This is a genomic window from Bacillus sp. FSL K6-0073, from assembly GCF_038006085.1.
GTDB classification, from domain to species: Bacteria; Bacillota; Bacilli; order Bacillales; family Bacillaceae_G; genus Bacillus_A; species Bacillus_A cereus.
Genome location: NZ_JBBOUN010000002.1, coordinates 100,350 through 125,275, shown reverse-complemented (window position 1 = coordinate 125,275; position 24,926 = coordinate 100,350). Strand labels below are relative to the sequence as shown.

Sequence of the window (24,926 nt, the reverse complement as noted above, 5' to 3'; positions counted from 1 at the left end):
GATAACTTCTATAAGGTAGGTGTAAAAATAATTGTAAGATTCAGTATGAAATCTAGAGGAGGAATTCTATGCGTGTACAAGAGATTTTGCTTGAGAACAGTAAGAAATATATGCTAATTGATGAAAAAGGGATTCCGATTGTTCCAGTAGTAAAGTATCTCAAATATTTGGACAGTACAGGTAAAAGTAGGAATACTCAAAAGACATACTGTTATGCCTTAAAACAATATTTTTTATATTTAAGAGAAACCGAGAAAAATTACAAAGAAATAAAACTAGAAGACTTAGCAGATTTTGTTGGTTGGTTACGTCATCCGTATACTAGTTTAAATGTAGCATCTATTACTCCTGTGAAATCAAAAAAGACTGAAAAAACAGTAAACTTAACCGTTACTGCTGTTACAAATTTCTATGATTATTTATACCGTAACGAAGAAATATCAAAAGACATGAATGAAAAACTAATGCGTCAGATTTATGCAGGAGGAAGAACACGATATAAGAGTTTTCTACATCATATTAATAAGAATAAGCCCTCTATTCGGAATGTATTAAAAGTAAAAGAGCCTCGTAAAAGAATTCAAATACTAACAAAAGAGCAAGTGCGACAAACTTTCACAGCTACTACAAATATACGAGATGCTTTTCTTATTCAACTTTTGTTTGAAACGGGATTACGTATTGGAGAGGCTCTTTCTCTATATTTGGAAGACTTTATATTTGACTACAAAAAAGGACATCGGATTCGCTTGAGGGATCGAGGAGAATTAGAGAATGGTGCAAAGCTCAAAACAGGAGAACGAGAGATATTTGTATCACAACACCTTATGGATTTGTATGATGATTATCTATATGAAATTATTGATGAACTGGATATTGAAACAAACTTTGTCTTTATTAAGCTACGTGGAAGAAATATGGGTAGACCTATGAATTATAGCGATGTAGAATCCCTCTTTAAACGATTGCGAAAGAAAACAAAAATTGATATTCATCCTCACTTGTTACGACATACACATGCCACCATATACTACCAAGAGACAAAGGACATCAAACAAGTACAAGAGAGACTAGGACATGCTCAAATTCAAACAACAATGAATTTGTATCTCCATCCTTCGGACGAAGATATCCGTAAGGATTGGGAAAAAGCACAATATGCATTTAAAATCGATGAAAAAAGCTGAAGGTGGTAAATATGAAGCGAAAACGACAAATAAATATAGGAGAAGTAAATTTTCATGAACGATTGAAGTATGAGCTTTCTAGTTATATAGAAAAAACAATCCAATCTGATGGATCTGTTACCACTAACCGTGTGGACAATCCCTATTTTTTAATGAATAACAATTGGAATATCAAATTTTTAAAAAGTATCCCTCAATTTCGGAAAATGGCGGATAATTACAAGGGGAAACGTCGAAATGTACATTTTCGAATAAATAGTCCAACTGTTAATCTTGAAATAAAATATGTATGGTATCAAAAATTATTCAAAGAACAGTGGGCACTAAGTAGCGGTTTTAATCAAAAAGCCGCACTTTTAACGAAATTATCCATTTTTCTTAACGAAAAGTACCCTTACCTTCCCTCTTTATTTGATTTGGATATGGAGAGGGCTGAACGGGAATGGTTGTTTTGGTTAGAACAACATGGAATTCCCACAACAAAGACATCAAAGACCACAATGTTCGACGAATATACACATAAATCCCCCGCAGCAACCTATTTTCGTATCATTCATTCCAACTTCTTGGTGTTAGCAGATTCGCGTAATGAATGGGAAAAAGATCGTTGGGATGTACGGATATTACATAGCCAATATGGGATATACTACAGCAAAAGTTTAACCGCACATTTTCTTGATTTTACTGGAATAGAACCAATGAAAATAAGACATAGTACCAAAAAGTATATTAAGCAACGTTTAATGGGACGACAAGATCTTTCATTCGCTACAGCAAGAGTTTATTCAAGAACTTTAACTAAATTTTTTTCTTTCATATTTTCATTAGAACCAACATGGAATGATTTGAAAGGTCTCAAACGATCTCACATGGAGCTATATATTCAATGGTTTCATGAAGATACCAAAAATAAAAAAATTGAAAATCCAGAAAGATATATATCAGAAGGTTTAAAGATTATCAGTAAGTTTTTAGGAGATATTCAAAAATACGAATACGACATTGCCCCAACTACAAATGTAAGATTATTAATTTTCCCAGGAGATAAACCAAAAGTGAAAAAAAAGCCCTATGGGCAAATTGATTATATTCCTGACTTTGTACTGGAACAATTATTCGCTCATCTTAACGAACTACATAAAGACATCATACCGGTGGTATGGGTAGCGTTTAAAACAGGCCTTCGCATTTCAGATGTATTAGAACTTACAACAGATTGCCTTGTACAATTGAATGGTAAATATTCTATTGTAACTGATATTGAAAAAACGTTTGTACAAGGTCATCGAATCCCAATTGATGAGGAGCTCGCAAAAATTCTTTCGGTTTTAATTTCAAATTCCAAAGAAAATAGCACACAAGATAATAATCCAGAAAAATACATTTTTGTACGATATCAAGGGATACGAAAAGGTAAGCCCTATACACAAGCATGGATTCGAAAACATTTGAATGAATTAGCAAAAAAGAAAAATATTGTAGATGAAAATGGTGATATCTTTCGTTTTAAGACCCACCAATTTCGTCATACGTATGCTGTAAAGTTATTGAATGGAGGTGCAGATATTTTAACGGTACAGGAATTACTTGCTCATGCTTCCCCCGAAATGACTTTACGATATGCTAAGCTATTAGATGAAACTAAACGAAAAGCATTCGAATCTGTTATAAATCAAGGAGTCTTCAGCTTTGACTTGAACGGTGAGGTACAAAAAATTAATGCTGGTGAAGATATTCCTAAGGATATATTACAAGCACTCTGGCAAGAGCATAAACTAAATGCAATGGATAATCCTTATGGAACGTGTCATGCACGATTAAAAGGAGATTGTCCACATATGGAAGCTCCACCTTGTTTGACATGCAATAGTGGTAGCCCTTGCAAAGACTTGGCTATTGGATTTTCAGAACTGGATATTGAAAAATATGAGTTACACATAAAAACAACAGCAAGAGCTGTAGAAGTAGCTAAACAGCATAATCGTGAAGATATGATTGAAAAGCATGAACGAAATTTACACCGATATCAAAGGATTTTAAACAATATTCGAGAAGGGAATATTATATTTGGTCGACAAAATCGCATAAAACGAAAGTATGGTGTGAAACATGACTAGTTATGATCGTACAGAGCAGTTAAAAGCAATTCATGCATCCAGAAAGGCAATTACTTCTCAAAAGGTTGATGAAGCGATTCAAAGGCTCTTACGAGCCAATCAGAATATTAATTTTAATAGCGTAGCAAATGAGGCAGGTATCGCTAAAGCAACCCTGTATAATAATCAGAAATTTCGTAAACGAATTGAAATCCTACGCCAACAACAAGCGAAAATCCTTACATCGAAACAAATAAAACGTGAGATAAGTGATAGCAATAGAGATGTAATTATTGAATCGTTGAAGCGAAGACTGAAAAAAATGGAAGAAGAAAATAAACAACTGAGAAATCAACTAAAGGTGGCATACGGAGATATATATAAACAGATATAAAAAGATAAAGAGATTTTATTTTTAAAGCACATTTACGAAACTCAGATTTAATTATAATACTTATTTCATACTAGAAATTCTACTATTAGTTAAATCTTTATAGGGTCATATTATTTTATTTCATAATTCGAATACCTTTATTAATATTAGCCCTAATTTTATTTGTGTTTAAATTTCTTGAATAACATATACTGTAACGAAAATATTATATTTTTTACAATGTTTTGTACCTATCATTGTCTTTTGATGAAATTTAGTTTTCGTCAAAAGACAGTTGAAATTTTAAGGGATGATTTAAAAATGAATAGATGGCTTGCTTTAGAATTAGAAAAACTTGTAGAAATTAACAAAACTCCTCATTCTGCAAAATGGCAAACTACGCCACCTTTTTGTTTATTTAATTATGATGGAAAATTATTAACCTTAGCAGGTAACACTAAGAAAGGCCAATTTACTACTCCTTTTTTTATAGTCAAAGCAGTAGATACTAAAAAAAATTGTGCCTTGCTGGAATTATTATTTCCATTTCCGATTATAGAAAATAAACACAACCAAAAATTTCCGCTAAATAAATTTTGCTGTGTGAAAAAATTATTCCATACAAAAAGTAAATTATTTGTAAATCTTGCTGACTTTTGTGGTTTGACTTTTGTAGAAATTCCAGTTTTCGATTATTTGACAAAATCAAGAGTGATAAAAGATAGCTTTTGTTTAGCTTTTTGTTTATCACAAAATTGTCCACCTCAAAACATATGGGAAACAAGCAAAAAACATCTAAATAATATTACCACTATAACAAGTTCTTATAACTATGGAACAGATTCAGAATTACAAATGTTTTTATATACTAAAACCAAAACTTATAAAATGTTTATCCCGAAAGGACATTGTCAATCTCTTACTATATCAGATTTGAAATATATTGAAATTCTCACTCCACAAAAATTTGTCGCGGGTACTATACAAATACAACTTAATTATTGTTATAAGGAAAAATACTATTTCTAAAAACATAACAATTACAAATTATTGTAATTGTTATGTTTTTTATTTTATCCATGTCCACAATCTAAAAAAGGACATACACTATTAATAAATTAATTGGACTATTCATTAAAAAGGAGCGTTTATAAATTGGCAAATAGACTAAATTTCACTGGACCACTTGGATGTTGTGGTATTAGTGGGAAAACAGGCCCCACTGGACCAACAGGTCCTACTGGAGTAACGGGTTCCACTGGACCAACAGGTCCTACTGGAGCAACAGGTTTCACTGGACCAACAGGTCCTACTGGAGCAACAGGTCCTACCGGAGCAACAGGTCCTACTGGAGCAACAGGTCCTACCGGAGCAACAGGCCCTACTGGAGCAACAGGTCCTACCGGAGCAACAGGCCCTACTGGAGCAACAGGTCCTACCGGAGCAACAGGTCCTACCGGAGCGACAGGTCCTACCGGAGCAACAGGCCCTACTGGAGCAACAGGCCCTACTGGAGCAACAGGTCCTACCGGAGCAACAGGTCCTACTGGAGCAACAGGTTCCACTGGACCAACAGTAACCACTAACTCCATGTTTGCCTCTAATACAATTGGTAGCGTTATTAATGTCGCTTTAGGTAGCGCTACGAGTATTCCTCTTCCTAATAATCAAAACTTAGATGGTTTTACAGTCAATGGTACAAATACCACTTTTACAGTGCCTCAATCAGGGAGATATTATATTACTTATCAAATTAATACTACAGCTGCAGTAGGTATTGGTGCTGGTTCAAGAATTTTATTAAACAATACTACTCCTATTCCTGCTTCTATATTAAGACCAGCTCTAAGTGTATCCGCTTTTAACAATGATGTTATAGTTAATTTAAATGCTGGAGATACAATCCAATTACAATTATTTAGTAGTATTCTTTTAGTTGCTACACTTCTGTCGATTGGAGGATCGGTTGGAGCTGCCTTAACAATCATTAGGGTTTCGTAATATGTATCTCTAACAAAACTTCTTTTAAACCGTAAATTTAATTGTCCAAACAAAATAGAAAAATCAAACATATAATAGTGTATCTTGTTCATAAATTTAGGAGGGGTTCATGTTGGCGCAAATAGGAAATTGCTGCACTGAACAATTATGCTGTGTAAATGATGCTGTATGTTGCACTATTATTTTAGATGATACCGGCGGTACCGCTTTACCTATTTGGGATGATGCTACTACTTTTGTAATAAATGGGACAATTATGGTGGAAAATAACGGAACAGTTGGAGTTGGACCAACAGCTGCTCTCACTGTAAACGGAACAGCTGTTGGAGGATTTGTAGTTGCACCAGGTGAATGTAGATCCATTACGATGAATGATATAAATTCCATTGCAATTGTGGGAGCCGGAACAGGTACATCTAGTGTTAAAATTTCTTTCTCGATAAATTATAAATTCTAATATAATGAGAGATAAAAGATGATACATGTTAGTCATGACTAACATGTATCATCTTTTAATTTTCGTGACTTTTAACAAATTAGGTCTTGATAACCTTTCGTTGCCATTTTATCATTTTATCAAGACTTTTTTTCGATTATTGTAACGATATTAATGCCTCTATCGTTGTACACATATCTTCATACATAATTCTCTTTATAATAGATTTCTATATTTTAAAGTTTGTTAAGCAATTATTACATTTTGATACACCTGGAAAATTAAGATACATATGTAAGCATTTTTAATACACTGGGATTTTATATGCCAACTTAAGTACCTTTACAGTGGTTTTTAAATACAATGGTATGAGTAGTTACCGTTGTATTTAAGTGTTCAATAAATATCAGAATAACGAAGGGGTTTGGCTGATGAAGGACAATATTAAAGGATTAATTGAATATGGCGAACGTATTCCACATTTTCATAAAGATTTCCCCATAATTTTATTTTGGAGTCACAGAAGTGGTTGCACTTCTTTGGCGAATTGGTTTTTCTTCCAAATTGGGTTATATGAGGAAGCAATGAAATATGCACCGTTCATTCATTACTATGAATCTGAAATATACAAAAATAAAGTTGATTACTACACAAATTTAGAAATGCAACTCTTGGAACTAAGTAAGGATACCATAAAACTTGTGCGCAACCCTTATAAAAGAGCTGTAAGCTCATTTTTAATACTTTATGACAACCCTTACGCCTCGAAACAATGGGAACAAATTAGAGAATATTTTTATAATGATAAAAATGAATCGAAAGGAATTTCATTTAAACAATTTTTATATTATGTAAAAGAAATAGGGGCTAAATCCATTCAGTTAGATCAACATTTTTCACAACAATATATTGAGGGAGAAGAAAAGGTCATCAAAAAAAATATAAAACTAGAGAATTTTAATACAATAATTCCGCAGCTGGAGAAAGACTATGGATTACTTTCTTCTGATATATCACTCCTTACAAACTCCAATCACCATAGGGCACATCAAATGATTCATAAAGGAAACTATGCAGATGATGATATTACAAACCCACACTTCCCTTCATTACCAACCTATCGAAGTTTTTATGATGAAGAAGCTCTAAACCTTGTTTCAGAAATATTTACTGACGATTTTGAAGCATATGGATATAAGAAGAATGAAATTAATTTTTAACTAATATACCTATCACCCCACTATGTATAGGGTCTCTTTAAAAACTATAACCACTATGAAAAGCCAGCGGTATGGAAGGGGAATTATAATGAGCATTTCTATTATAATGATGGGTTTCATCATAGGGGGATTGGTTGGAGTAACAGGGATAGGCGGGGCCGCATTACTGACTCCATTTCTTCTAACATTAGGCATAAGTCCTTCTGTAGCTGTTGGAACGGATCTAGTATATAATTCTATCACTAAAATGTTTGGAATATCCCAACACTGGAAACAGAAAACCATCAATTTTAAACTAGTAAAATATCTAGCTATTGGGAGTTTGCCTAGTGCAATTATCGCAGTAATAATAATTCATTTCTTGCCAATTTTTCATGATAATCGAGAGGGAATTATAAAATATATATTAGGATATGTTTTAATCCTTGCGGCAATTTCTATTTTTATAAAAACATTTTTCTATAATGAATCTACACAAAGTTTTTTTCAAAAACAGACTATGGTCCAAAAAAAGAATCTAACAATTCTTATCGGTGCAATACTCGGTTTTATCGTGGGACTTACTTCCGTTGGATCAGGCTCTTTATTTGCTATTGCAATGATATATTTATATCAACTGAAACCATCCGAATTAGTAGGCACAGATATTACACATGCTTTTTTATTAGTGACGGTTGCAAGCATACTAAATATGAATTTAGGAAACGTAGATTATCTTTTATTAATTCACTTACTCATTGGTTCTATCCCAGGTGTCATACTTGGTAGTAAATTCTCCACTAAGATTCCTGTTAAACCTCTTCAAATATTTTTAGCTATCATTATTGGTGTTAGTGGACTAAAGTTAGTTATCGCTTATTAAAAATATTTCATGTTTTGCTATATAAGAATGGAGGTTCAAAATGGATCATATAGAACTATATAATTTTATATACAAGCAAGGGCGTGTCCCTCATTTTCATAAAGATTTTCCCCTCATCTTGTTTTGGAGCCAAAAAAGCGGATGTACTTCGCTAGCTCACTGGTTTTTTTATCAAATTAATTTATTTAAAGAAGCCATAAAGTACAACCCGTTCATTCACAACTATGAGTATGAAGTATATAAGAACTCTACACATTATTTAGCACAATTAGCTAATGGATTACAAACTAAAGAGAAGAAGACGTACAAACTAGTAAGAAATCCTTATAGAAGGGCAGTAAGTTCTTTTGTTGCTCTGGTCCCACCACCAAATATTGAGAATCCCGTATGGAAACCCATTCGGCAATTTCTGTATGGTGATGAAACTTGCAATAAACCCATTTCCTTTAAACTATTTTTGTATTACTTAAAAGCACACATGACAAAATTAGATCAAGTAGATCCTCACTTTACACAACAATATATACAAGGAGAAGAAGAATTTGTTACAAACTATATCCATCTAGAAAATTTTAACACAGGTATTTCGAAGCTAGAAGAGGTATATAAATTAAAAAAATCACCATTAGATCTATTATCAAAATCTTGGCATTATCAAGGGAGTAAGATGATTTACAAAGGAGTTTATGCAGACGCTGATATTACAACCCCTGTTTTTCCACGATTACCTACTTATGATAGTTTTTATGACGCAGAAACAATTCAGTTGGTTCAAGAGGTATTTGCAAAAGATTTTAATATGTATCATTATGATTTAAATTCTATTTCTTAAAATAAAAATGTTCAAAGTCTGCTTTATTAAGGGTGTTATTTTAAAACTGATAGGACGATATCACATATTTATAAATTTTCATAAACCTTTCCTAAATCTTTTTTCAGTTGTGTTTTTAAGTGCTCATTTTCACTTTCTAATAGCTTGTTCTTATGTTTTAAAAGATTGAGCTTCTTCTTTAAAGTTTCTATGATTACATCCTTAGAGGCATCCGATGTCCTTCTTTTTACATTCTTAAAATCATGTATGCCTTCTTGCTGTTGACGTAAGTCTTCAATCGTTTTTCTGACTAAGGGTTCTCTATATAAATATGCTTTTGAAACCTGTGCTTTTTCTGAAACTGAATTAAAATTAATTTTTTGTCCTTCTTTAACCATTAACTGTATTACTTCATTCACTCTATATTGTGTTTCCCTCTTTTTTTTAGAGGCATGATTCAATAGCCCCGTTGTATTCGGATGTTTGTTAACCATCAATTTTTCTTTCCTCTCCTATATATTCTCGTTTATGTTTCGGCATACCGAAAATTCCAATTTCATTTTTCAATGAATCTCTAATTTCCTTATACTTATTAAGTTTTGGTTGAATCAATTCAATAGAACGAATACGACCGCTAGTTTGATACTTTATAATATCTTCTTCCATCTTTGATATCTGCGCATTATAGTAATCTAAAAATGTTGTATCTACATGAAAACTCCTACAATTATTTTTAATACAAGGGGTTTCTAACGAATAATCTAAGAATTCACAGCTAACCTTAGGACTCTTTATGCATAATCCATGATCCAAACGAATAGAGTCCATATTATGGCGAATCCATTCTAGTTCCAAACCGTTTTCTTCTGCCTGCTCAGGGAGACTGGCTTGTATTAATTCTCCAGTTGTGTCAATACGCACTGAGTTTTGAACTTTTTCCCATTCCCTACGAAGAGTGTTATCTGAAATTTTTGCATAAGTTAATGTCATTTCAGGACTAGTATGTGCCATTAACTTTTGTACATGAAGAATATTCATACCATTATTAATTAGATTGACCCCATATCTATGTCGAAAAGCATGGTTCTTAAATGGAAATATTTCTCCATTTTTATCAAGGATTTTATATTTTTCGGCTAGTTGATTTAATGCATAGGTAACCGATTTTTGTGAAAAGGCCATCCCTCTATTTTTTCCAGTAAGAACAGGGAACAAAAATTGATTTAAGTTGTTATGCTTCTTTTCATGATTGTTAATATATTCTTGTTGTATTTTAACGATTTCCACAATTTCTTCTGAAATAGGAACAATATGTTCTTTTACATTTACTTTTCGTTGATCTCCTACCAACCACCAACCATCTTGCTTATATGCTAGACAATTTAATTGTAGCTGACATACATCTGAGACTCTAAATCCTGTTGCTTCCATAATGACTATTAATCGTGCAATTTCCGAATCTAAATTATGTAGATTTTCCAACACTTGCTCCCATATAAAATCTGGCACATGTTTAACATGTTCGTGATAGTTTTTCTTTTCTCTTCGAGGAAAGTCTTCGGGAAATATTAATCTGTTAACAGGGGTTTTAGGTGCTTCTTTCCATTCAAAACCTTGCATATATTCAATTATTCTTCTGACATTTGAAAGGCACTCTATTACATGACGATTACTAGGAACACGATTTTTCGTATAACTCTTTCCTCCCATTTCACGATTTCTAACATAAAATAAAAAATCTTCAATGTCCTGTCTTTGTAGATTCTGTAAATCTATCCACTTTGGATACGTTTCTACAATGAAATCAAAAAACAAATACATTTTCTTTAAAATATTTTGGGCGGTTGCAAAGGTAATTTGTTGGTGTATAAGTAATGTTTGATTTACATACTTTTTAACTAATTCCCGGAAGGGAAATTTTATACTGGTGAAATTAAGAAATCTGTCTCTTCGAGACATATTATATGGAATCCCTAGTCTTTTTATATTCCATTTATCTTTTTGATGTTCAGGTCGTTCGTCATAATAATTAGAGAAAAAATCATATAAACTTTTACATACTCCAAGATAAGGTGAAATAAATTCTCCTCCACGATGATGGGGGTATTTTAACGGTTTATTATTTTCAGTTAGATATAATTTGTATTCATCTAATAATGTAGTGTAAGGAATATCAATTATCGATGTGACTTGAGGGAATTTTTCGACTAAAAATTTTGAAAGAAAGTACATTTTATAAAAATGCTTCTCCATAAAGCTGGATAAAAGCCAAATTTCATTGGTTAAAGAATAAAAAGAATAGTACTTTATCTCAAGTTTAATATATTCATTACTAATTTTATTGAAATCAACAATTTTTTTTGTTTCTTTAATTTTTCCTCTTCTATCTGGCAGGGGAAACTCTTCGATTTTCCATTCATCTAAAGCCCAATAACCTTTAAGGTCGTTCATAACTTTACGTTGTATTTTATTGGAATTAATAGCTACGATATTCATTTTCTCATTCTCCTATGCTGCTGGGCTTCATCCCAGTGCTTTCTTATAGTTTCTTCTGAAGGATGAATATACATATTTAAAGTAGTTTGTACCTGGGCATGTCCTAATAATTTTTGAATGATACCAGCGTCCATGCCTAGATCATAAAGTTGTGTTGCACATGTATGTCTAAGTGTATGAGCGGTAAAGTTTATTTTCGTTTTTTTAGACAATATACGTATAACAGCTTGCAAAGCCCAATATTGCATTGGTTGCCCTTTATTTTTCCCTTTTAAATTAATAAACACATGGTTAGAATCTACCTCATTAGTATGGTAATCAATAATATAATCTTGGAATAAATTCATTGTTTCATTTGATACATATACTTTTCTTTTTTCTCCAGCTTGTGTTTTAGATTCTCTAACAGTGATACTACCATCATTGATATTGAAGTCCTCTATCCATAAACTTAATAACTCAGAGGCTCTTAATCCTCCTTCATATAAAATACGAATTATTAACTCATCTCTTATGTTATTACATGCTATATGAATTAATTCGGCCTGCTTAGTAGTAATGGTTTTTATTTTTCTTTTAGGTTCCTTAAGTTTTAAGATATTAATTTTGGTTGTTGGGGTATGTGTTATATGATCTAAAAATTTACGATACTTCCGCCTTGTATTATGGACTTCTTTTGTAACTTTGGATTTTACATTAAATAAAATTTGACCACTACGCCATTGGTAGTCCAAAAATTCAATAACACAATTAGCGATTAAGTTAACGGAAGATTCAGTTCTTTTGGCGTACGCTAACTTCTTTGTGTCATTTAAATAGATAGTATTTATATCATCTGTTGATTTTCTTAACCAATGAATAAATTCTGTTAATAAACTTATATCCACTTCTCTGTAATCTTTATTCTTTTCGTTTAGAAAACACCAGAATATTTTCAAATGATAACAGTATGTTTTAAGTGTATTAGGTGCTTTTCCTAAAGAATCCTTATGTTTTATAAATTTCATGATTGGGATAACTGGTTCACCCTTGTTATGTAAAACCATCCAACGTTCTTCCCCAAACGATGTAATAATACTTTGTACTTTAAACATTTTTCCACCTCCAACTGTTCAATCTATCTATACTATAAATACTATCTCTTTTTTACTATTATTATAGCTTCTACAAAGAGACAAAAAAAGAGAACTACCTATCGTTGTATACGTTATCTCTACTCATATATTATACTATTGTTAATACCATTCCTCTTCCTTTTGGCATATTAGCGTTATTCATGATTTATGTCCTCCTATTAGAGTGTTTCTATATCTAGCTGTAGCGCTATTCGTGTAGGAAATCCCACGTAAAATACTGTTTTTCCCAAACTTAGTGCGTATTTCATCCATTACTTTCGTTAACTTCACTTCTTGTTCTCGCTGCGTTATGTTATCAAAAAGAGAAATTTGTTCCTCTCCTTCGTGGATTAGGTTCGTTAGAGAGATGTTTATGCTGCGAATGGGTTCGCCTGTATATTGTTGATGTAAAAAGTATGTACAGATATGATAAATATCCATTGTTAAATTTGTTGGGCGGCCTAAAGTATATGTTTTTCTAATGTCGCCTGTATAACTTTTGCTATAACCGACTGAAAAATGAACGGTTTGAGCAAGTTTATTTTGTCTTCTAAGCCGATAACAAACTTCTTCAATATGTTCCAGTAGAACAATTGAAAATTCTCCTATTGTGTAATCGCGCATGAGTATTTGGCTTTTCCCAACAGAAGTTGTGGCAGGAACATATTTTTCTGAAATGCGACTAAAGTCAATTCCGTAGCTATGTAAGTGTAATTCTTCTCCAATCTTACCGAAGCTCTGTTTTAAGTATTTAAGAGGGTAATTGGCTAAGTCTCCTATAGAATGTATTCCTTTTCGATTCAACTTTTCTTCCGTTTTGTACGAAATGCCCCAAAATTTATTGAGCGGTCGTATGCTCCATAATTTTGTTGGGACATCTTCATATTTCCAATAAGCGATGCCGTTTTGATTCTTCTTTGCTTCAATATCTAAAGCTACTTTGCTCATTAAAGGGTTAGGGCCAATTCCTATTGTGCATTCGATCCGTGTTTTCGCATATATTTCATTTTTAAATTTCAATGCGAATTCATAGGGATCGTTAGCAAATAAATGAATACTATCCGTAATATCCATGAAGAACTCGTCGATGGAATATTGGTGAAAATCCTCAATAGGAACGTACTGTAAAGCTAGCTTTGTTATGTAATTCGAGCAATTTATGTAAGTACCCATAATTGGATTTACAACAAGAATGTCTTTTCTGCGAGGAATCTCGTATAATCTGGCCATCCTTTTTACACCTAATGCTTTTAATGGTGAAGTGGCAGCTAGAACAATTGAACCGTTTCTATTTACATCACCGACTACTGCCAATTTTGTATACATAGGATCTAACCCCATTTTGATGCAACTTACTGAAGCGTAAAAGCTTCGTAAATCCACACATAAGATGATTCTATTCGGTAAGATAGAATAGTCATACACTGTTATTCCTCCTTAAATAAAAAAAGAACGTTTGTTCTTATTATATACGAACTTGTGTTCTTTTATAAAGGGTTTTTTGTTTGAAAATATTTTTTTGCATAAAGAAAAGACACTCGTATACGAGTGTCTTTCAGATATTCTGTAAATCATGTAATTCAAAATAGCCTAAATCTCTAATATACAAGTCTTTTGGTCGAATGGTTTGTAGGCTTGTTGAACCAAAGGTTTTATCATTTTCTCTTCCTTCTCCTACATAAACGTGCAGGAAATTCCCACTCAATAAGTCATACTCTAATTGAATTTTAACTCCTGCCGTATGGATACTTCCCCCCGCGCCTTGATAATGTAAAGAAAACTTATCTGGAAACTGAAATGTTGTAGACTCTAGAATCCGAATGTGCTTAAAGGTCGTGGTGTATTGATGAATTATTTCTTGTGTTGAATGAATTCTTTGAGTTAGAAGGTTAGCTAGAACTTGTTCAAGAAACTTGTACTGCGGAAGCATTAAATCGTTGGTTAAGCCCTTCATGGCTGATAAGAACAACTGTAGATACTTCAAGACAGCTACATAATTGTGTGAGTGATGTACTTACAACCTGTAGGTTAAGCCTTACATATAAAGCAACTAATTCCTTTACTTGATATTTACTCTTTCGATGAACAAATCCCATTTCTTTAGCTAAGTGCTCTAGAACATAGGAACACATATGTCGTTGTAATTCTTCAGCAATTAGTTGAAGTTCTTCAAGAATCGGAAAATCCATAATAAAACTCCATCCTTTCCTATAATTCTACAGAAAGATTAGCATATCTTTTCATTTTAGGAAGGGACCTTATTTTGTTAGGTTGATATGGATAGGACGGGACCTCCTTCTAGTTTTGGATACTCATTTGCTTTATCTATTGTAAATAATTTTGAGTCTGATGGGTCTCTTATTCTTGGCGTAAAATTAAATCCTAATAAATGAGTAAATCCGAAAATCTATTTTGTGTAACCGACTGTGTCTATATACAGCAATATGACTTTACTTGGTGTAATAGGTATGATAGGCTCGTTATTCAGAAAAGATTCCAATTGAAAAAAAAGCACATCCATAGAGGAGGATTGGTAACCATGAGTGATAAAGTACTTATTGTGGAAGATGAACGCGAAATTGCGGATTTGGTTGAGCTATATTTGAAAAACGAGAATTATACGGTTTTCAAATACTATACCGCCAAAGAAGCATTGGAATGTATAGATAAGAATGTGCTTGACCTTGCAATATTGGATATCATGCTTCCCGACGTAAGTGGTCTCACTATCTGTCAAAAAATAAGGGACAAGCACACCTATCCAATTATCATGTTGACGGCGAAAGATACGGAAGTAGATAAAATTACAGGGCTAACAATTGGTGCGGACGATTATATTACAAAACCCTTTCGCCCACTAGAGTTAATTGCGCGAGTCAAGGCACAGTTACGCCGATATAAAAAATACAATGGAGTAACGGCACAGAACGAGAATGTTATCGTTCACTCTGGTCTTGTCATTAATATAAGCACGCATGAGTGTTCTCTGAACGAGAAGCCGTTATCTCTCACTCCCACCGAGTTTTCAATCCTGCGTATCCTCTGTGAAAACAAGGGGAATGTGGTTAGCTCTGAGCAGCTGTTTCATGAGATATGGGGTGACGAATATTTCAGCAAGAGCAATAACACTATCACCGTGCATATCCGACATCTGCGAGAAAAGATGAACGACACGGTTGATAATCCGAAGTATATAAAAACGGTATGGGGGATCGGCTATAAAATTGAAAAATAAAAATAAGAATAAAAAAATCGATTATTCAAAATTAAAACGAAAACTCTACCAATATATCCTTACGATTGTCATGGCAGCAGTTGTATTTGTGCTGTTTGTGCGTCTATTTATCCAAGGGACACTGGGGGAGTGGATCGTACGTTTTTTGGAAAACAGTTATCATTTAGAGCGTTGGGACGCAATGATAATATATCAGTATACTATACGGAACAATATAGAAATTTTTATTTATGTGGCGGTTGCCATTAGTATTCTTATTCTATGCCGAGTTATGCTTTTAAAATTTGTAAAATACTTTGAAGAGATAAATACCGGTATTGATATACTTATTCAGAACGAAGATAAACAAATTGAGCTTTCTGCGGAAATGGAGTTCATGGAACAGAAGCTCAACACATTAAAGCGAACCCTTGAAAAGCGAGAGCATGATGCAAAGGTGGCCGAACAAAGGAAAAATGAAGTTGTTATGTACTTGGCACACGATATTAAAACACCCCTTACATCAGTTATCGGTTATCTGATCCTGCTTGACGAGGCACCAGACATGCCAAGAGAGCAAAAGGCAAAGTACGTGCATATCACGTTAGACAAAGCGTATCGCCTGGAACAGCTAATCGACGAGTTTTTTGAGATTACGCGATATAATCTTCAAACGATTACGCTCACGAAAAAGCACATAGACCTATACTATATGCTGGTGCAAATGACTGATGAATTTTATCCCCAGCTTGCTGCGAAGGGGAAACAGGTGGTACTCCATGCTTCTGAAGATTTGACCGTATTTGGTGACCCTGATAAGCTAGCGAGGGTCTTTAACAATATTTTGAAAAACGCCGCTGCATACAGCGAGAACGACAGCGTAATTGACATTACGGCGGAACTCTCCGATGATGTGGTATCCATCGTTTTTGAGAACGCCGGAAACATCCCGAAAGATAAACTCGCTACCATATTTGAAAAGTTTTACAGATTGGATGATGCCCGTTCTTCTGATACGGGCGGCGCGGGACTTGGATTGGCGATTGCAAAAGAAATCATTGTTCAGCATGGCGGACAGATTTACGCGGAAAGTAATGATAACTCTACGACTTTCACGGTAGAACTTCCAGTCTTCCAAGACTCGGTTGATAAAGGGGATTCTTAGAAAATAATCATTATTTCTTAAGAAATTCTTAAGGTTATCTCTATTTTTTCTTAGGAAATTAACAATTTAATATTAAAAAATGGTTCGTTCTTATGCGGTAGACTTAAACCATAAGAACGAGCTTTTTTATTTCGTCAAAGAAAGATATGATAACTTATGCGTGGATTAAAATAGCTCAAATGTTTAGAAAAAGAGTGACACAAATATTTCTTTTCTTTTTAGCGAATTGTGCCAAATGAGCAATCTACTGTTTTGGATGTTCCTGCACATCACTGAACAGAGTATACACATCTAGATATAGCATCGCTTTGCAGAAAGTAATCGTTAAGAGTTACATATCCGAAATCTTCAGCGCTTAATCAGCGTTTCATTATCATCAAGTTACTTACTTAAGGAGGAAGCTGAAAAGGAAGAAGTGGTGTTTTTTTATTGTTATTTTTCTTAGGTTTTGCTTTCATGAATAAAGCACTGTTTTTTCAGAATAAAGTAGAGGTTCAAAAATATGATCAAAATCACAAAGATAACATAGATAATACAGGGACTACCTCAATTATTCAAAAGAAAGAGATTGTAAAAGAACACATCTATCAAGGGAATCTGCTCTTAATTAACAGTAAATATCCTATGCGCCAAGTGGACTTTACCATGAGATGGAGGCTGATTATGCCTTACCAGCAGGTTATAGTGAACATAATTCAGGTTTATCACTTGATGTAGGATCAGGCTTAAGGCAAATGGACCGAGCACCTGAAGGGAAGTGGATAGAAAAAAATGCTTGGAAATACGGCTTTATCTTACGCTATCCCTCGGATAAAACGGATGTTACAGGTATTCAATATGAACCTTGGCATATTCGCTATGTCGGTTTGCCTCACAGTACGATTATGCAAAAAATGAATTTAGCCTTGGAAGAATACCTGGATTATTTAAAAGAAGAAGAGAGCATTTCAGCAAGTATTGAGGGGGAAAAATATACGATGTCATATTATCCCTTTTTTCAAAGAAAGACAATTGACGTTGAAATACCTGTAAAAGATATGGGTGGGGTGATTATGACCACCCGTTCTTGAATTATATTCTAAAATGACAAAGTTATAGATTACAATGTAAAGTTAGGAGATTTTAAATGCATTCAGGAGTTTTGATTAATTATTTATATACTTATTTTTTTACTATTATTTTTTGTATAATGTTTCAAATTGGATTTTATTTTAAAACGAAAAAAAAAATATCTATTCAGCATTTTCTATGGGTGTATGTTTTTCTATTCTACCTTTCACTAGTGTATAAGGTGACGCAGATAGGGACTATATGGGACATAGGTAGATACGAAACATTAATTCGTGCAAATCAAATTAACTTGATTCCATTTGCTTCTGAAGGTATGACTACTTATGTCTTAAACATTTTACTGTTTATGCCATTAGGTTTTTTATTGCCGGCTATTTGGCCGCAGTTTAGAAGAGTGAAAAGTACTGCCTATGCTGGATTCGGTTTTTCATTGGCTATTGAGTTAGGTCAATTGCTAGATAATAGAATTACAGATATTGATGATTTATCTATGAACACCCTGGGAGCAATTATTGGGTATTTATTATATAGAGTATTATTCAAAATGTTATATAAAAGAGATGAAAAAAAGATTGATAATAATATTTCTCTAGTAATAAAATACGAGGCTATTTTTTATTTGGTTTGCTCATTTGTAGGTATGATGTTAATTTATTATCCAGTTTTATTTAGACGGCCTCTAATCCTTCAATAAGGTGATTAAGATGCTGTCAGATAATTATATACATATAGTAAATTGATTCTTAAATAATAGGATATTACAAATACCCATTTATATTAAATTCTCATAGAAATCTTTCAAAACTACTCTTATTGAAGGTTGAGTGGTTATTGAATTGATTTCTATTGCCCCCGTTTTATATCATAGTACCAGCCTTTAATTAACAATTATATCCATTGCGAAAAAATAAGATAGGCTTTAATATTTACCAGTATTTAAATGCCAAAAATTGTTTAAGGCATTTCAACCAAAATTTAAGAGGAGCATACAATGAACAAACTAAAAAGGTTATTGAAACGTAAAACGACTTGGATAATTCTTATCCTATTCGTATTTGTTTATGTAAATAACAGTTCTTTTTTTGCTAAGAGGGATGATGGAACTCCTCTTCTTCTTGCTCACCGAGGACTTTCGCAAACATTTAGCATGGAAGAGATTGAGAGCGATACATGTACAGCAGAACGTATAAATAAACCTGAACATTCTTATTTAGAAAATACAATTCCATCTATGGAAGCGGCATTTAAAGCTGGAGCTGATCTAGTAGAGTTTGATGTTCAACCAACTAAAGATAATAATTTTGTTATTTTTCATGACTGGACTCTTGAGTGCCGTACTAATGGTAAAGGTGTTACAAGAGATTTTACAACAAAAGAACTACAAGCACTTGATATTGGTTACGGTTATACAGCTGATGGAGGTAAAACATTCCCGTTTCGTGGTAAAGGGATTAATCTTATGCCAACACTTGATGAAGTACTTAACCATTTTTCAGATCGTTCTTTTCTTATTCATATTAAAAGTGATGATGAAAATGAAGGAATCCAATTGGCTGCTCACCTTAAGAAATTACCAGCGAAACGCCTTGATCAACTAACTATATATGGTGGCGATAAACCAATTGCTGCGATAAAAGAGCGCATCCCTAGTTTACGAACAATGTCAAAAGCGACCATGAAAAAAGATCTTATTACTTATATGGCATTAGGGTGGACTGGCTACATACCTTCAAGCCTGAAGCATGGAGAGTTACATATACCAGACAAAGTAGCTCCTTGGCTTTGGGGATGGCCAAATCGTTTTCTTAATCGAATGGATAAAGCAGATACTCGAGTTATCGTTGTAGGAGGAAATGGGTTTGGATTTTCAAGTGGATTTGACTCATCTGAAGATATAAAACGCCTTCCTGACGATTATACAGGTGGAATTTGGACAAATCAAATTGATAAAATAGCACCTTTATTTAAGAAATAAGGGACAATATAATAATCGAAGTTTTTCATCTGTTTAACCATCTATATTTTAAAAGAAGACTTATTAATAATGTTGAAGTTTTATATACTGAAAAACACCCCTAATTTCCTATACATAATGGAAATCAGGGGTGTTTTTGGATAAATGGGACTTACTTTATTTATATTCAAACAGAAGTACAACAACTATCAAAGAATAAACTGCTAGATATATATAATGAGCTGATGTAGATAAGTAAATTTTTCGTTTGGGGGTACCTTCAAGATCTTAAGCTTGATAGCAATGGGGTAGCATCACATCGCTATCAAGCTAAGAAAATACAACTTCTCCCAGAATGTAAATTTTATCCATTGTTCAATACTGATAAGATGGTTATGTTAACTGAAGGCAATAGATTTATATAAAAAGGATATTGTAATCGACTTAGCTCGTGAAGAGAAAAAATAAAGTATATGATAAAAAACGCAAACCCCTAATCAAAAGAGGCTTGCGTTTTTTTAACTAACGTTTTTCCACTTTTCCTCATTAACCAATAGAAAGCAGACAATTTTTTCGTTTTGGGGTGTTATAAAATCCTTAAGTTGATGGGCATGTATGATGACCACTAACAGGGGTCACTAACAGACCATTTGAAATGAAAAATTACTAAGTAAAAAAACTAGCGGTTTCTAATTGCGTTTCCTCTTTTTTATTTCAAATCAAGATTCTTAACAGTTTTTAAAGTGAATTACATGCATTCAAAGTTAATTGTATGGTTAAAAAGATTGATTAACAGGTTGATATATAGTAGCTAAAGTTTGCACTTCTGATTCTGGAGCTGTAGATAATGGATAATACCCTTTTTTGACCATATATTGCCATACATCGTATGCATGTCTACCACTATTTAAGAATGCATTTTCTAAGAATGTTCTTAAGTTAGGGTTTGCGCATTCTAATACAGAACCAGCATAATTTAAAGCTGCTGACTTTTGATTTAATAAGTATCCAGTTGCAATTGCTCGGTCATTAGGTGGTGCTCCGCTTACATCCGGAGTAACAGGCGGCAATTCTTCAACAGGTGTTCTTAAGTAAGAAGATAGTACAGGTGTTAACTTAGATGGCTGAAATTTTTCAATATTTGGTTCACTTAGACTCTGTACGAATTCAACTTTTAAATTATAATCCTGCACATGTAATGGAAAATGTTGTTGCAATAATTGTTTTAATTCGGGATCTTGTGCCTGCTGAATGTATGTACTCATCGTATTAATTGTATTGTAACAACCAGCAATTAATTCACTTAAATCACGTAATTCATGTGTAGCTAATTGCATATTTTATTCCTCCTTTTTCATATCAATTCTATGTTTTACTAAAACAATAGAAATTATGATTAAAACAAAAATAAATTTTTATGAATACATATTTTTCATAAATTTAAATTGATAGTAAAAAATCTTAGATTGATAATGATGTGCTCCTAAGGAAACTTGTAGTCTAAATAATAGCCATTCTCATGCGTTATTGAAGTGATTTATAAATGGGGTCGCACCACACATCCATCAACCTAACAGCACAGGTTGCCCCCAAAACGATAAAAATGAAATTCATTGCTATAAAAGACTCTAATTTTTCGTTTTGAGGGCATTATAAAATTTTAACTTGATGGTGATGGGGTACCGCCAGCATTTCGGAAAAAACCATGCTAAGAGCATGCAAGATTTTATACATTTTTTCGGCTCATTTAGTAACAAAGGAGAACCTGAAAACCGCACCATGATAGAAATGTATAAAAATATGAATAGGGTATAGAAAAAGGTGAATTCCTCTTGAAAGTAGGGGTTCGCCTTTTTCTTTGCTACCGATAATAGGACGTTATGTTAACTTAACTTGTATACAATATACAAATCAAATTACAAAACATATTAGTTCTTCTAAATGGTACAATAAGGAAAAAAGGGGGTTCTAAATAATGCCTTTAGAAACGACTATTTCTTGCATCATTATTACAATAATCATTGGTGCACTATTTGGAGGAATTATACGTATAATTCAGCGTAACAGTAATTAAAAGAAACAAAATCAAGTTGAGCAAAAATTAGATAGAGTTATTCAACTGTTAGAAAAACAAAACAAAGATTGACCTTACCTCCAAACAGAAGTGGTTTGCTATAAAAATCATTAATAGGAGCTAAAACATGAATTTTACAGAGAAAGAAATTAAGAAAACCAAACAAAAAGTGTTAATTATATTATTTTGTATAGCTGGTTTGTTCGTATACGGAGTTTATTGGGCATTCTTCAGTATGGATCGACTACCTACAGGTGAAAAGATTGCTGAAAAACAATCTCCTGACGGAACATATACATTTAAAGCTTATGTAACAAATGGAGGAGCAACAACAAGTTTTGCTGTTAGGGGAGAGTTAGTATTTAATCATCGTGAATATTTCAAGACAAAGAATGTGTATTGGAATTACCGAGAAGATACGGCAAAGATTGTATGGAAAGACAATAATACAGTAATCATTAACGGACATACGTTAAATGTTCCTGAGGATACATACGATTTCAGAAACGAATAACTATAGACTTACAGATACATTGACTACCATTAACGAATTTTATGTAAATTAGCCTCTCTTGTAGGAGCTAGTTTTTTCTTAGTGTGGATTTTTTCCAAAATGCTGGCGATATCCCCACAAGGCTATTAAAAAAGGGCTGATATGAATATCAAACCCTTTTGATTATGTATGATTATTTCACTGCTTCTTTTAATTCTTTTCCAGCTTTAAAAGCAGATGCCTTTGAAGCGGCGATTTGCATTTCTTCACCAGTTTGTGGGTTACGTCCTGTACGTGCAGATCGTTCACGTACTTCAAATGTACCAAAACCAAGAATTTGTACTTTTTCTCCATTTGCTAGCGCACTTGTTATTGTATCTAAAACAGTTTGTGTTGCTGCAACTGGATCCTTTTGTATAAGTTCCATTTTTTCTGCTACTACTTTTGTTAATTCTGTCTTATTTATTTTTTGCACCTCTTCATATGTAATTAGGTGACTATTATAATGTGTGTATAATATTATGCATAGAAAAAGTACTAGCAAGAGATAAGGGACAATTTCTGTATGGTAGTAAGAAGAAAAATCTGTTAATGAAACTTCAGGGTTTTAGCTTGATGGGCATAGGTTAGTGTCAAGAAAATGCGGATTTGCAGCGTTAAAGAAATTTCAATATTAAAAAGCCTAACTTCTCAATTTAATATGAAGAAATTAGGCTTTTTTCATTTAGTGGTGAAACCCGTTATCACATTTCGTATCATGTGGCATAGGTCCGTCAAGGGAATCCAGAAAGGAAACGGTCTGTTTGAGGTTCCTCAAAAATAAATGTGCAAGATCCATGGAAAATCCATTTCGAACCACAACGCGCATAATCGTCACCGCTTCCATATCTGGAGGCAATGGGTAGGCAGGTACTTGCCAGCCGAACACACGCAATTGTCGAGATAAATCATAAAGATTCCAATTTGATGTGTAACCTTCTTTTAGTCGCCAAGCGAAAACCGGAATATCCGAACCATCGGACAAAAGTTCGAACGGTTCCATCTTCTGAATGGCTTTGCTAAGAAAAAGAGCGACTTTCTGGGAAGCCCTTTGTACATCATAGTACCCACTTTTTCCTAAACGCAGGTAATTGTAATATTGTAGGAGCACTTGTGCACCAGGACGAGAGAAATTCAGGGCAAAGGTCGGCATGTTCCCGCCTAAATAGGAGACACGGAAGATTAGATCCTCAGGGAGATCTTCAGCTTCCCGCCAAATTATCCAACCCAATCCAGGATAGACTAATCCATATTTATGTCCGGATACATTGATGGACTTCACCCTCGGTAATTGAAAATCCCAGACTAAATCTGGTTGAAGAAACGGTGCTATAAATCCTCCCGAAGCTGCATCCACATGCATGGGAATGTCAAGACCCGTCCTCGCCTGTAAATCATCCAACGCTTTCGCAATTGCGGCAACCGGTTCGTAAAGACCGGTATAAGTTTCACCGAGAATCGGTACCACACCAATCGTATTTTCATCCACGGCTGCGAGGACTCCCTGAGGATCCAATTGGGGATGTTCAGGGCTAATCTTCACATAGCGTGGTTCAACCTCCCAATAATTCGCGAATTTTTCCCAAACGACCTGAACAGCCGAACTAAACACAATATTGGGACGATCCACTGGCTTCCCTTCGTTTTTACGTGCATTTTGCCAGCGTCGCTTTAAAGCAAGTCCACCGAGCATACATGCTTCCGACGATCCAGTTGTTGAAACGCCCATAGTCGTAAGGGGGCTGGGCGAATGCCAGAGGTTGGCTAAGATGCGGACACACCGCTCCTCAATTTCAGCTGTCTGTGGATATTCGTCCTTGTCAATCATGTTCTTGTTGAATGATTTTGCATATAATTGCTCTGCGGCAGGCTCCATCCATGTGCTAACGAATGTTGCAAGATTCAGGCGGGCGTTTCCATCAAGAGCAATTTCATCATGGACGATTTGATACGCTGTTTCTGGTAACATACCTTTATCAGGAATATGAAAGCGCGGAACGACGGATTCTCCTTCGCGGGCAAACAGAGGATTTACAGAAAATTCGTGAGGCAGCTCTTTTTGCATGTGACGCGGTAGAGATTGTGAATTATCTGGCATAATCTCTTTTCTTTCATATGCATCCTTTTGAACTTCTGCTTTTCGATCCTGTGGCATACAAGTCCCCCTTAATTAATTTTTTAACAAACATATTATTTACAAAAACTCATTTGTTAAAACAAGGAACAATTCTATTGAATGACTCACCATACTCCCTACTTTAGCTTGGTTTTCGCAACTTCAGTAAGTGTGGGGCAATAGAACGTTGAAGATTTTACGGT

Annotated in this window: 22 protein-coding genes and 3 pseudogenes; 16 read left to right on the top strand and 9 right to left on the bottom strand. The window is 33.8% G+C overall.

The window, feature by feature from the left end:
• The first annotated feature begins 68 nt into the window (after nucleotides 1-68).
• The 9 genes from MHB52_RS28675 to MHB52_RS28635 all read left to right on the top strand — a co-directional run bounded on the left by MHB52_RS28675 (nucleotide 69) and on the right by MHB52_RS28635 (nucleotide 9,007).
• Nucleotides 69-1,187 carry a tyrosine-type recombinase/integrase gene (locus tag MHB52_RS28675; protein ID WP_001265872.1) on the top strand — a complete coding sequence of 373 codons (1,119 nt, stop codon included), beginning with the start codon at nucleotides 69-71 and terminating at the stop codon, nucleotides 1,185-1,187.
• A gap of 11 nt (nucleotides 1,188-1,198) precedes the next feature.
• Nucleotides 1,199-3,304, top strand: a complete 2,106-nt coding sequence (locus tag MHB52_RS28670; RefSeq protein ID WP_000824133.1) for a tyrosine-type recombinase/integrase — start codon at nucleotides 1,199-1,201, stop codon at nucleotides 3,302-3,304.
• Nucleotides 3,297-3,677 carry a DUF6262 family protein gene (locus tag MHB52_RS28665; RefSeq protein ID WP_000205101.1) on the top strand — a complete coding sequence of 127 codons (381 nt, stop codon included), beginning with the start codon at nucleotides 3,297-3,299 and terminating at the stop codon, nucleotides 3,675-3,677. The genes MHB52_RS28670 and MHB52_RS28665 overlap by 8 nt, the downstream gene beginning before the upstream one ends.
• Before the next feature lie 300 nt (nucleotides 3,678-3,977).
• A complete protein-coding gene (locus MHB52_RS28660) occupies nucleotides 3,978-4,685 on the top strand; it encodes a CotZ-related putative spore coat protein (protein WP_001082942.1) in 708 nt (235 codons plus the stop codon).
• Between the two features lie 126 nt (nucleotides 4,686-4,811).
• Nucleotides 4,812-5,657, top strand: a complete 846-nt coding sequence (locus MHB52_RS28655) for a collagen-like protein (protein WP_144557202.1) — start codon at nucleotides 4,812-4,814, stop codon at nucleotides 5,655-5,657.
• Nucleotides 5,658-5,769: 112 nt separating this feature from the next.
• Entirely contained in the window at nucleotides 5,770-6,114 is a 345-nt protein-coding gene (locus tag MHB52_RS28650) for a DUF3992 domain-containing protein (RefSeq protein WP_017562367.1), read from the top strand.
• A 410-nt stretch (nucleotides 6,115-6,524) separates the two neighbouring features.
• Nucleotides 6,525-7,313: a sulfotransferase family 2 domain-containing protein gene (locus MHB52_RS28645; protein WP_061664493.1), complete on the top strand. Its 789-nt coding sequence runs from the start codon at nucleotides 6,525-6,527 to the stop codon at nucleotides 7,311-7,313.
• Between the two features lie 88 nt (nucleotides 7,314-7,401).
• Nucleotides 7,402-8,175, top strand: coding sequence for a sulfite exporter TauE/SafE family protein (locus MHB52_RS28640; protein ID WP_061664492.1), 774 nt, complete (start codon nucleotides 7,402-7,404; stop codon nucleotides 8,173-8,175).
• A 40-nt stretch (nucleotides 8,176-8,215) separates the two neighbouring features.
• A complete protein-coding gene (locus MHB52_RS28635; protein WP_043937166.1) occupies nucleotides 8,216-9,007 on the top strand; it encodes a sulfotransferase family 2 domain-containing protein in 792 nt (263 codons plus the stop codon).
• 68 nt (nucleotides 9,008-9,075) lie between these two features.
• Here MHB52_RS28635 and MHB52_RS28630 read toward each other — a convergent pair whose 3' ends face one another.
• From MHB52_RS28630 to MHB52_RS36885, 6 genes and pseudogenes are all read right to left on the bottom strand, one after another.
• Nucleotides 9,076-9,480 (bottom strand): DUF6262 family protein, encoded by a 405-nt coding sequence (locus MHB52_RS28630; RefSeq protein WP_061664491.1) that lies wholly within the window; start codon nucleotides 9,478-9,480, stop codon nucleotides 9,076-9,078.
• Nucleotides 9,473-11,482, bottom strand: a complete 2,010-nt coding sequence (locus MHB52_RS28625; RefSeq protein ID WP_061664490.1) for a tyrosine-type recombinase/integrase — start codon at nucleotides 11,480-11,482, stop codon at nucleotides 9,473-9,475. Before MHB52_RS28625 ends, MHB52_RS28630 begins: the two co-directional genes overlap by 8 nt.
• The gene (locus MHB52_RS28620) at nucleotides 11,479-12,576 is read right to left on the bottom strand and encodes a tyrosine-type recombinase/integrase (protein WP_061664489.1); all 1,098 of its coding nucleotides are present in this window, start codon (nucleotides 12,574-12,576) and stop codon (nucleotides 11,479-11,481) included. Before MHB52_RS28620 ends, MHB52_RS28625 begins: the two co-directional genes overlap by 4 nt.
• 180 nt (nucleotides 12,577-12,756) lie before the next feature.
• Complete coding sequence (locus MHB52_RS28615) at nucleotides 12,757-14,022, bottom strand: Y-family DNA polymerase (protein ID WP_061664488.1); 1,266 nt, start codon at nucleotides 14,020-14,022, stop codon at nucleotides 12,757-12,759.
• A gap of 133 nt (nucleotides 14,023-14,155) precedes the next feature.
• A pseudogene (locus MHB52_RS28610) lies at nucleotides 14,156-14,786 on the bottom strand (IS4 family transposase); the annotation flags it as partial.
• A gap of 77 nt (nucleotides 14,787-14,863) precedes the next feature.
• Nucleotides 14,864-14,959: a hypothetical protein gene (locus tag MHB52_RS36885; RefSeq protein ID WP_372584817.1), complete on the bottom strand. Its 96-nt coding sequence runs from the start codon at nucleotides 14,957-14,959 to the stop codon at nucleotides 14,864-14,866.
• Nucleotides 14,960-15,136: 177 nt separating this feature from the next.
• Between MHB52_RS36885 and vanR-A the strand changes: the two genes are divergently transcribed.
• The 5 genes and pseudogenes from vanR-A to MHB52_RS28580 all read left to right on the top strand — a co-directional run bounded on the left by vanR-A (nucleotide 15,137) and on the right by MHB52_RS28580 (nucleotide 20,022).
• Nucleotides 15,137-15,832 carry a vancomycin resistance response regulator transcription factor VanR-A gene (vanR-A, locus tag MHB52_RS28600; RefSeq protein WP_001281108.1) on the top strand — a complete coding sequence of 232 codons (696 nt, stop codon included), beginning with the start codon at nucleotides 15,137-15,139 and terminating at the stop codon, nucleotides 15,830-15,832.
• Complete coding sequence (vanS, locus tag MHB52_RS28595) at nucleotides 15,822-16,976, top strand: vancomycin resistance histidine kinase VanS (RefSeq protein ID WP_061664487.1); 1,155 nt, start codon at nucleotides 15,822-15,824, stop codon at nucleotides 16,974-16,976. The genes vanR-A and vanS overlap by 11 nt, the downstream gene beginning before the upstream one ends.
• 456 nt (nucleotides 16,977-17,432) lie before the next feature.
• A pseudogene (locus MHB52_RS28590) lies at nucleotides 17,433-18,046 on the top strand (M15 family metallopeptidase).
• A 56-nt stretch (nucleotides 18,047-18,102) separates the two neighbouring features.
• Nucleotides 18,103-18,741 carry a VanZ family protein gene (locus MHB52_RS28585; protein ID WP_000555581.1) on the top strand — a complete coding sequence of 213 codons (639 nt, stop codon included), beginning with the start codon at nucleotides 18,103-18,105 and terminating at the stop codon, nucleotides 18,739-18,741.
• Between the two features lie 297 nt (nucleotides 18,742-19,038).
• The gene (locus tag MHB52_RS28580; RefSeq protein ID WP_061664486.1) at nucleotides 19,039-20,022 is read left to right on the top strand and encodes a glycerophosphodiester phosphodiesterase family protein; all 984 of its coding nucleotides are present in this window, start codon (nucleotides 19,039-19,041) and stop codon (nucleotides 20,020-20,022) included.
• A 755-nt stretch (nucleotides 20,023-20,777) separates the two neighbouring features.
• Here MHB52_RS28580 and MHB52_RS28575 read toward each other — a convergent pair.
• The gene (locus MHB52_RS28575) at nucleotides 20,778-21,338 is read right to left on the bottom strand and encodes a spore coat protein (protein ID WP_001175194.1); all 561 of its coding nucleotides are present in this window, start codon (nucleotides 21,336-21,338) and stop codon (nucleotides 20,778-20,780) included.
• Between the two features lie 638 nt (nucleotides 21,339-21,976).
• Here MHB52_RS28575 and MHB52_RS28570 point away from each other — a divergent pair.
• Together MHB52_RS28570 and MHB52_RS28565 are read left to right on the top strand one after the other, a co-directional pair.
• Nucleotides 21,977-22,147, top strand: a pseudogene (locus MHB52_RS28570) (DUF4083 family protein).
• Nucleotides 22,148-22,202: 55 nt separating this feature from the next.
• Nucleotides 22,203-22,589 carry a DUF5412 domain-containing protein gene (locus MHB52_RS28565; protein WP_001011829.1) on the top strand — a complete coding sequence of 129 codons (387 nt, stop codon included), beginning with the start codon at nucleotides 22,203-22,205 and terminating at the stop codon, nucleotides 22,587-22,589.
• A 172-nt stretch (nucleotides 22,590-22,761) separates the two neighbouring features.
• Here MHB52_RS28565 and MHB52_RS28560 read toward each other — a convergent pair whose 3' ends face one another.
• Both MHB52_RS28560 and MHB52_RS28555 read right to left on the bottom strand, forming a co-directional pair.
• Nucleotides 22,762-23,034: an HU family DNA-binding protein gene (locus MHB52_RS28560; RefSeq protein ID WP_061664495.1), complete on the bottom strand. Its 273-nt coding sequence runs from the start codon at nucleotides 23,032-23,034 to the stop codon at nucleotides 22,762-22,764.
• A 258-nt stretch (nucleotides 23,035-23,292) separates the two neighbouring features.
• A complete protein-coding gene (locus MHB52_RS28555) occupies nucleotides 23,293-24,762 on the bottom strand; it encodes a glutamate decarboxylase (RefSeq protein WP_061664485.1) in 1,470 nt (489 codons plus the stop codon).
• Nucleotides 24,763-24,926 lie beyond the last annotated feature (164 nt).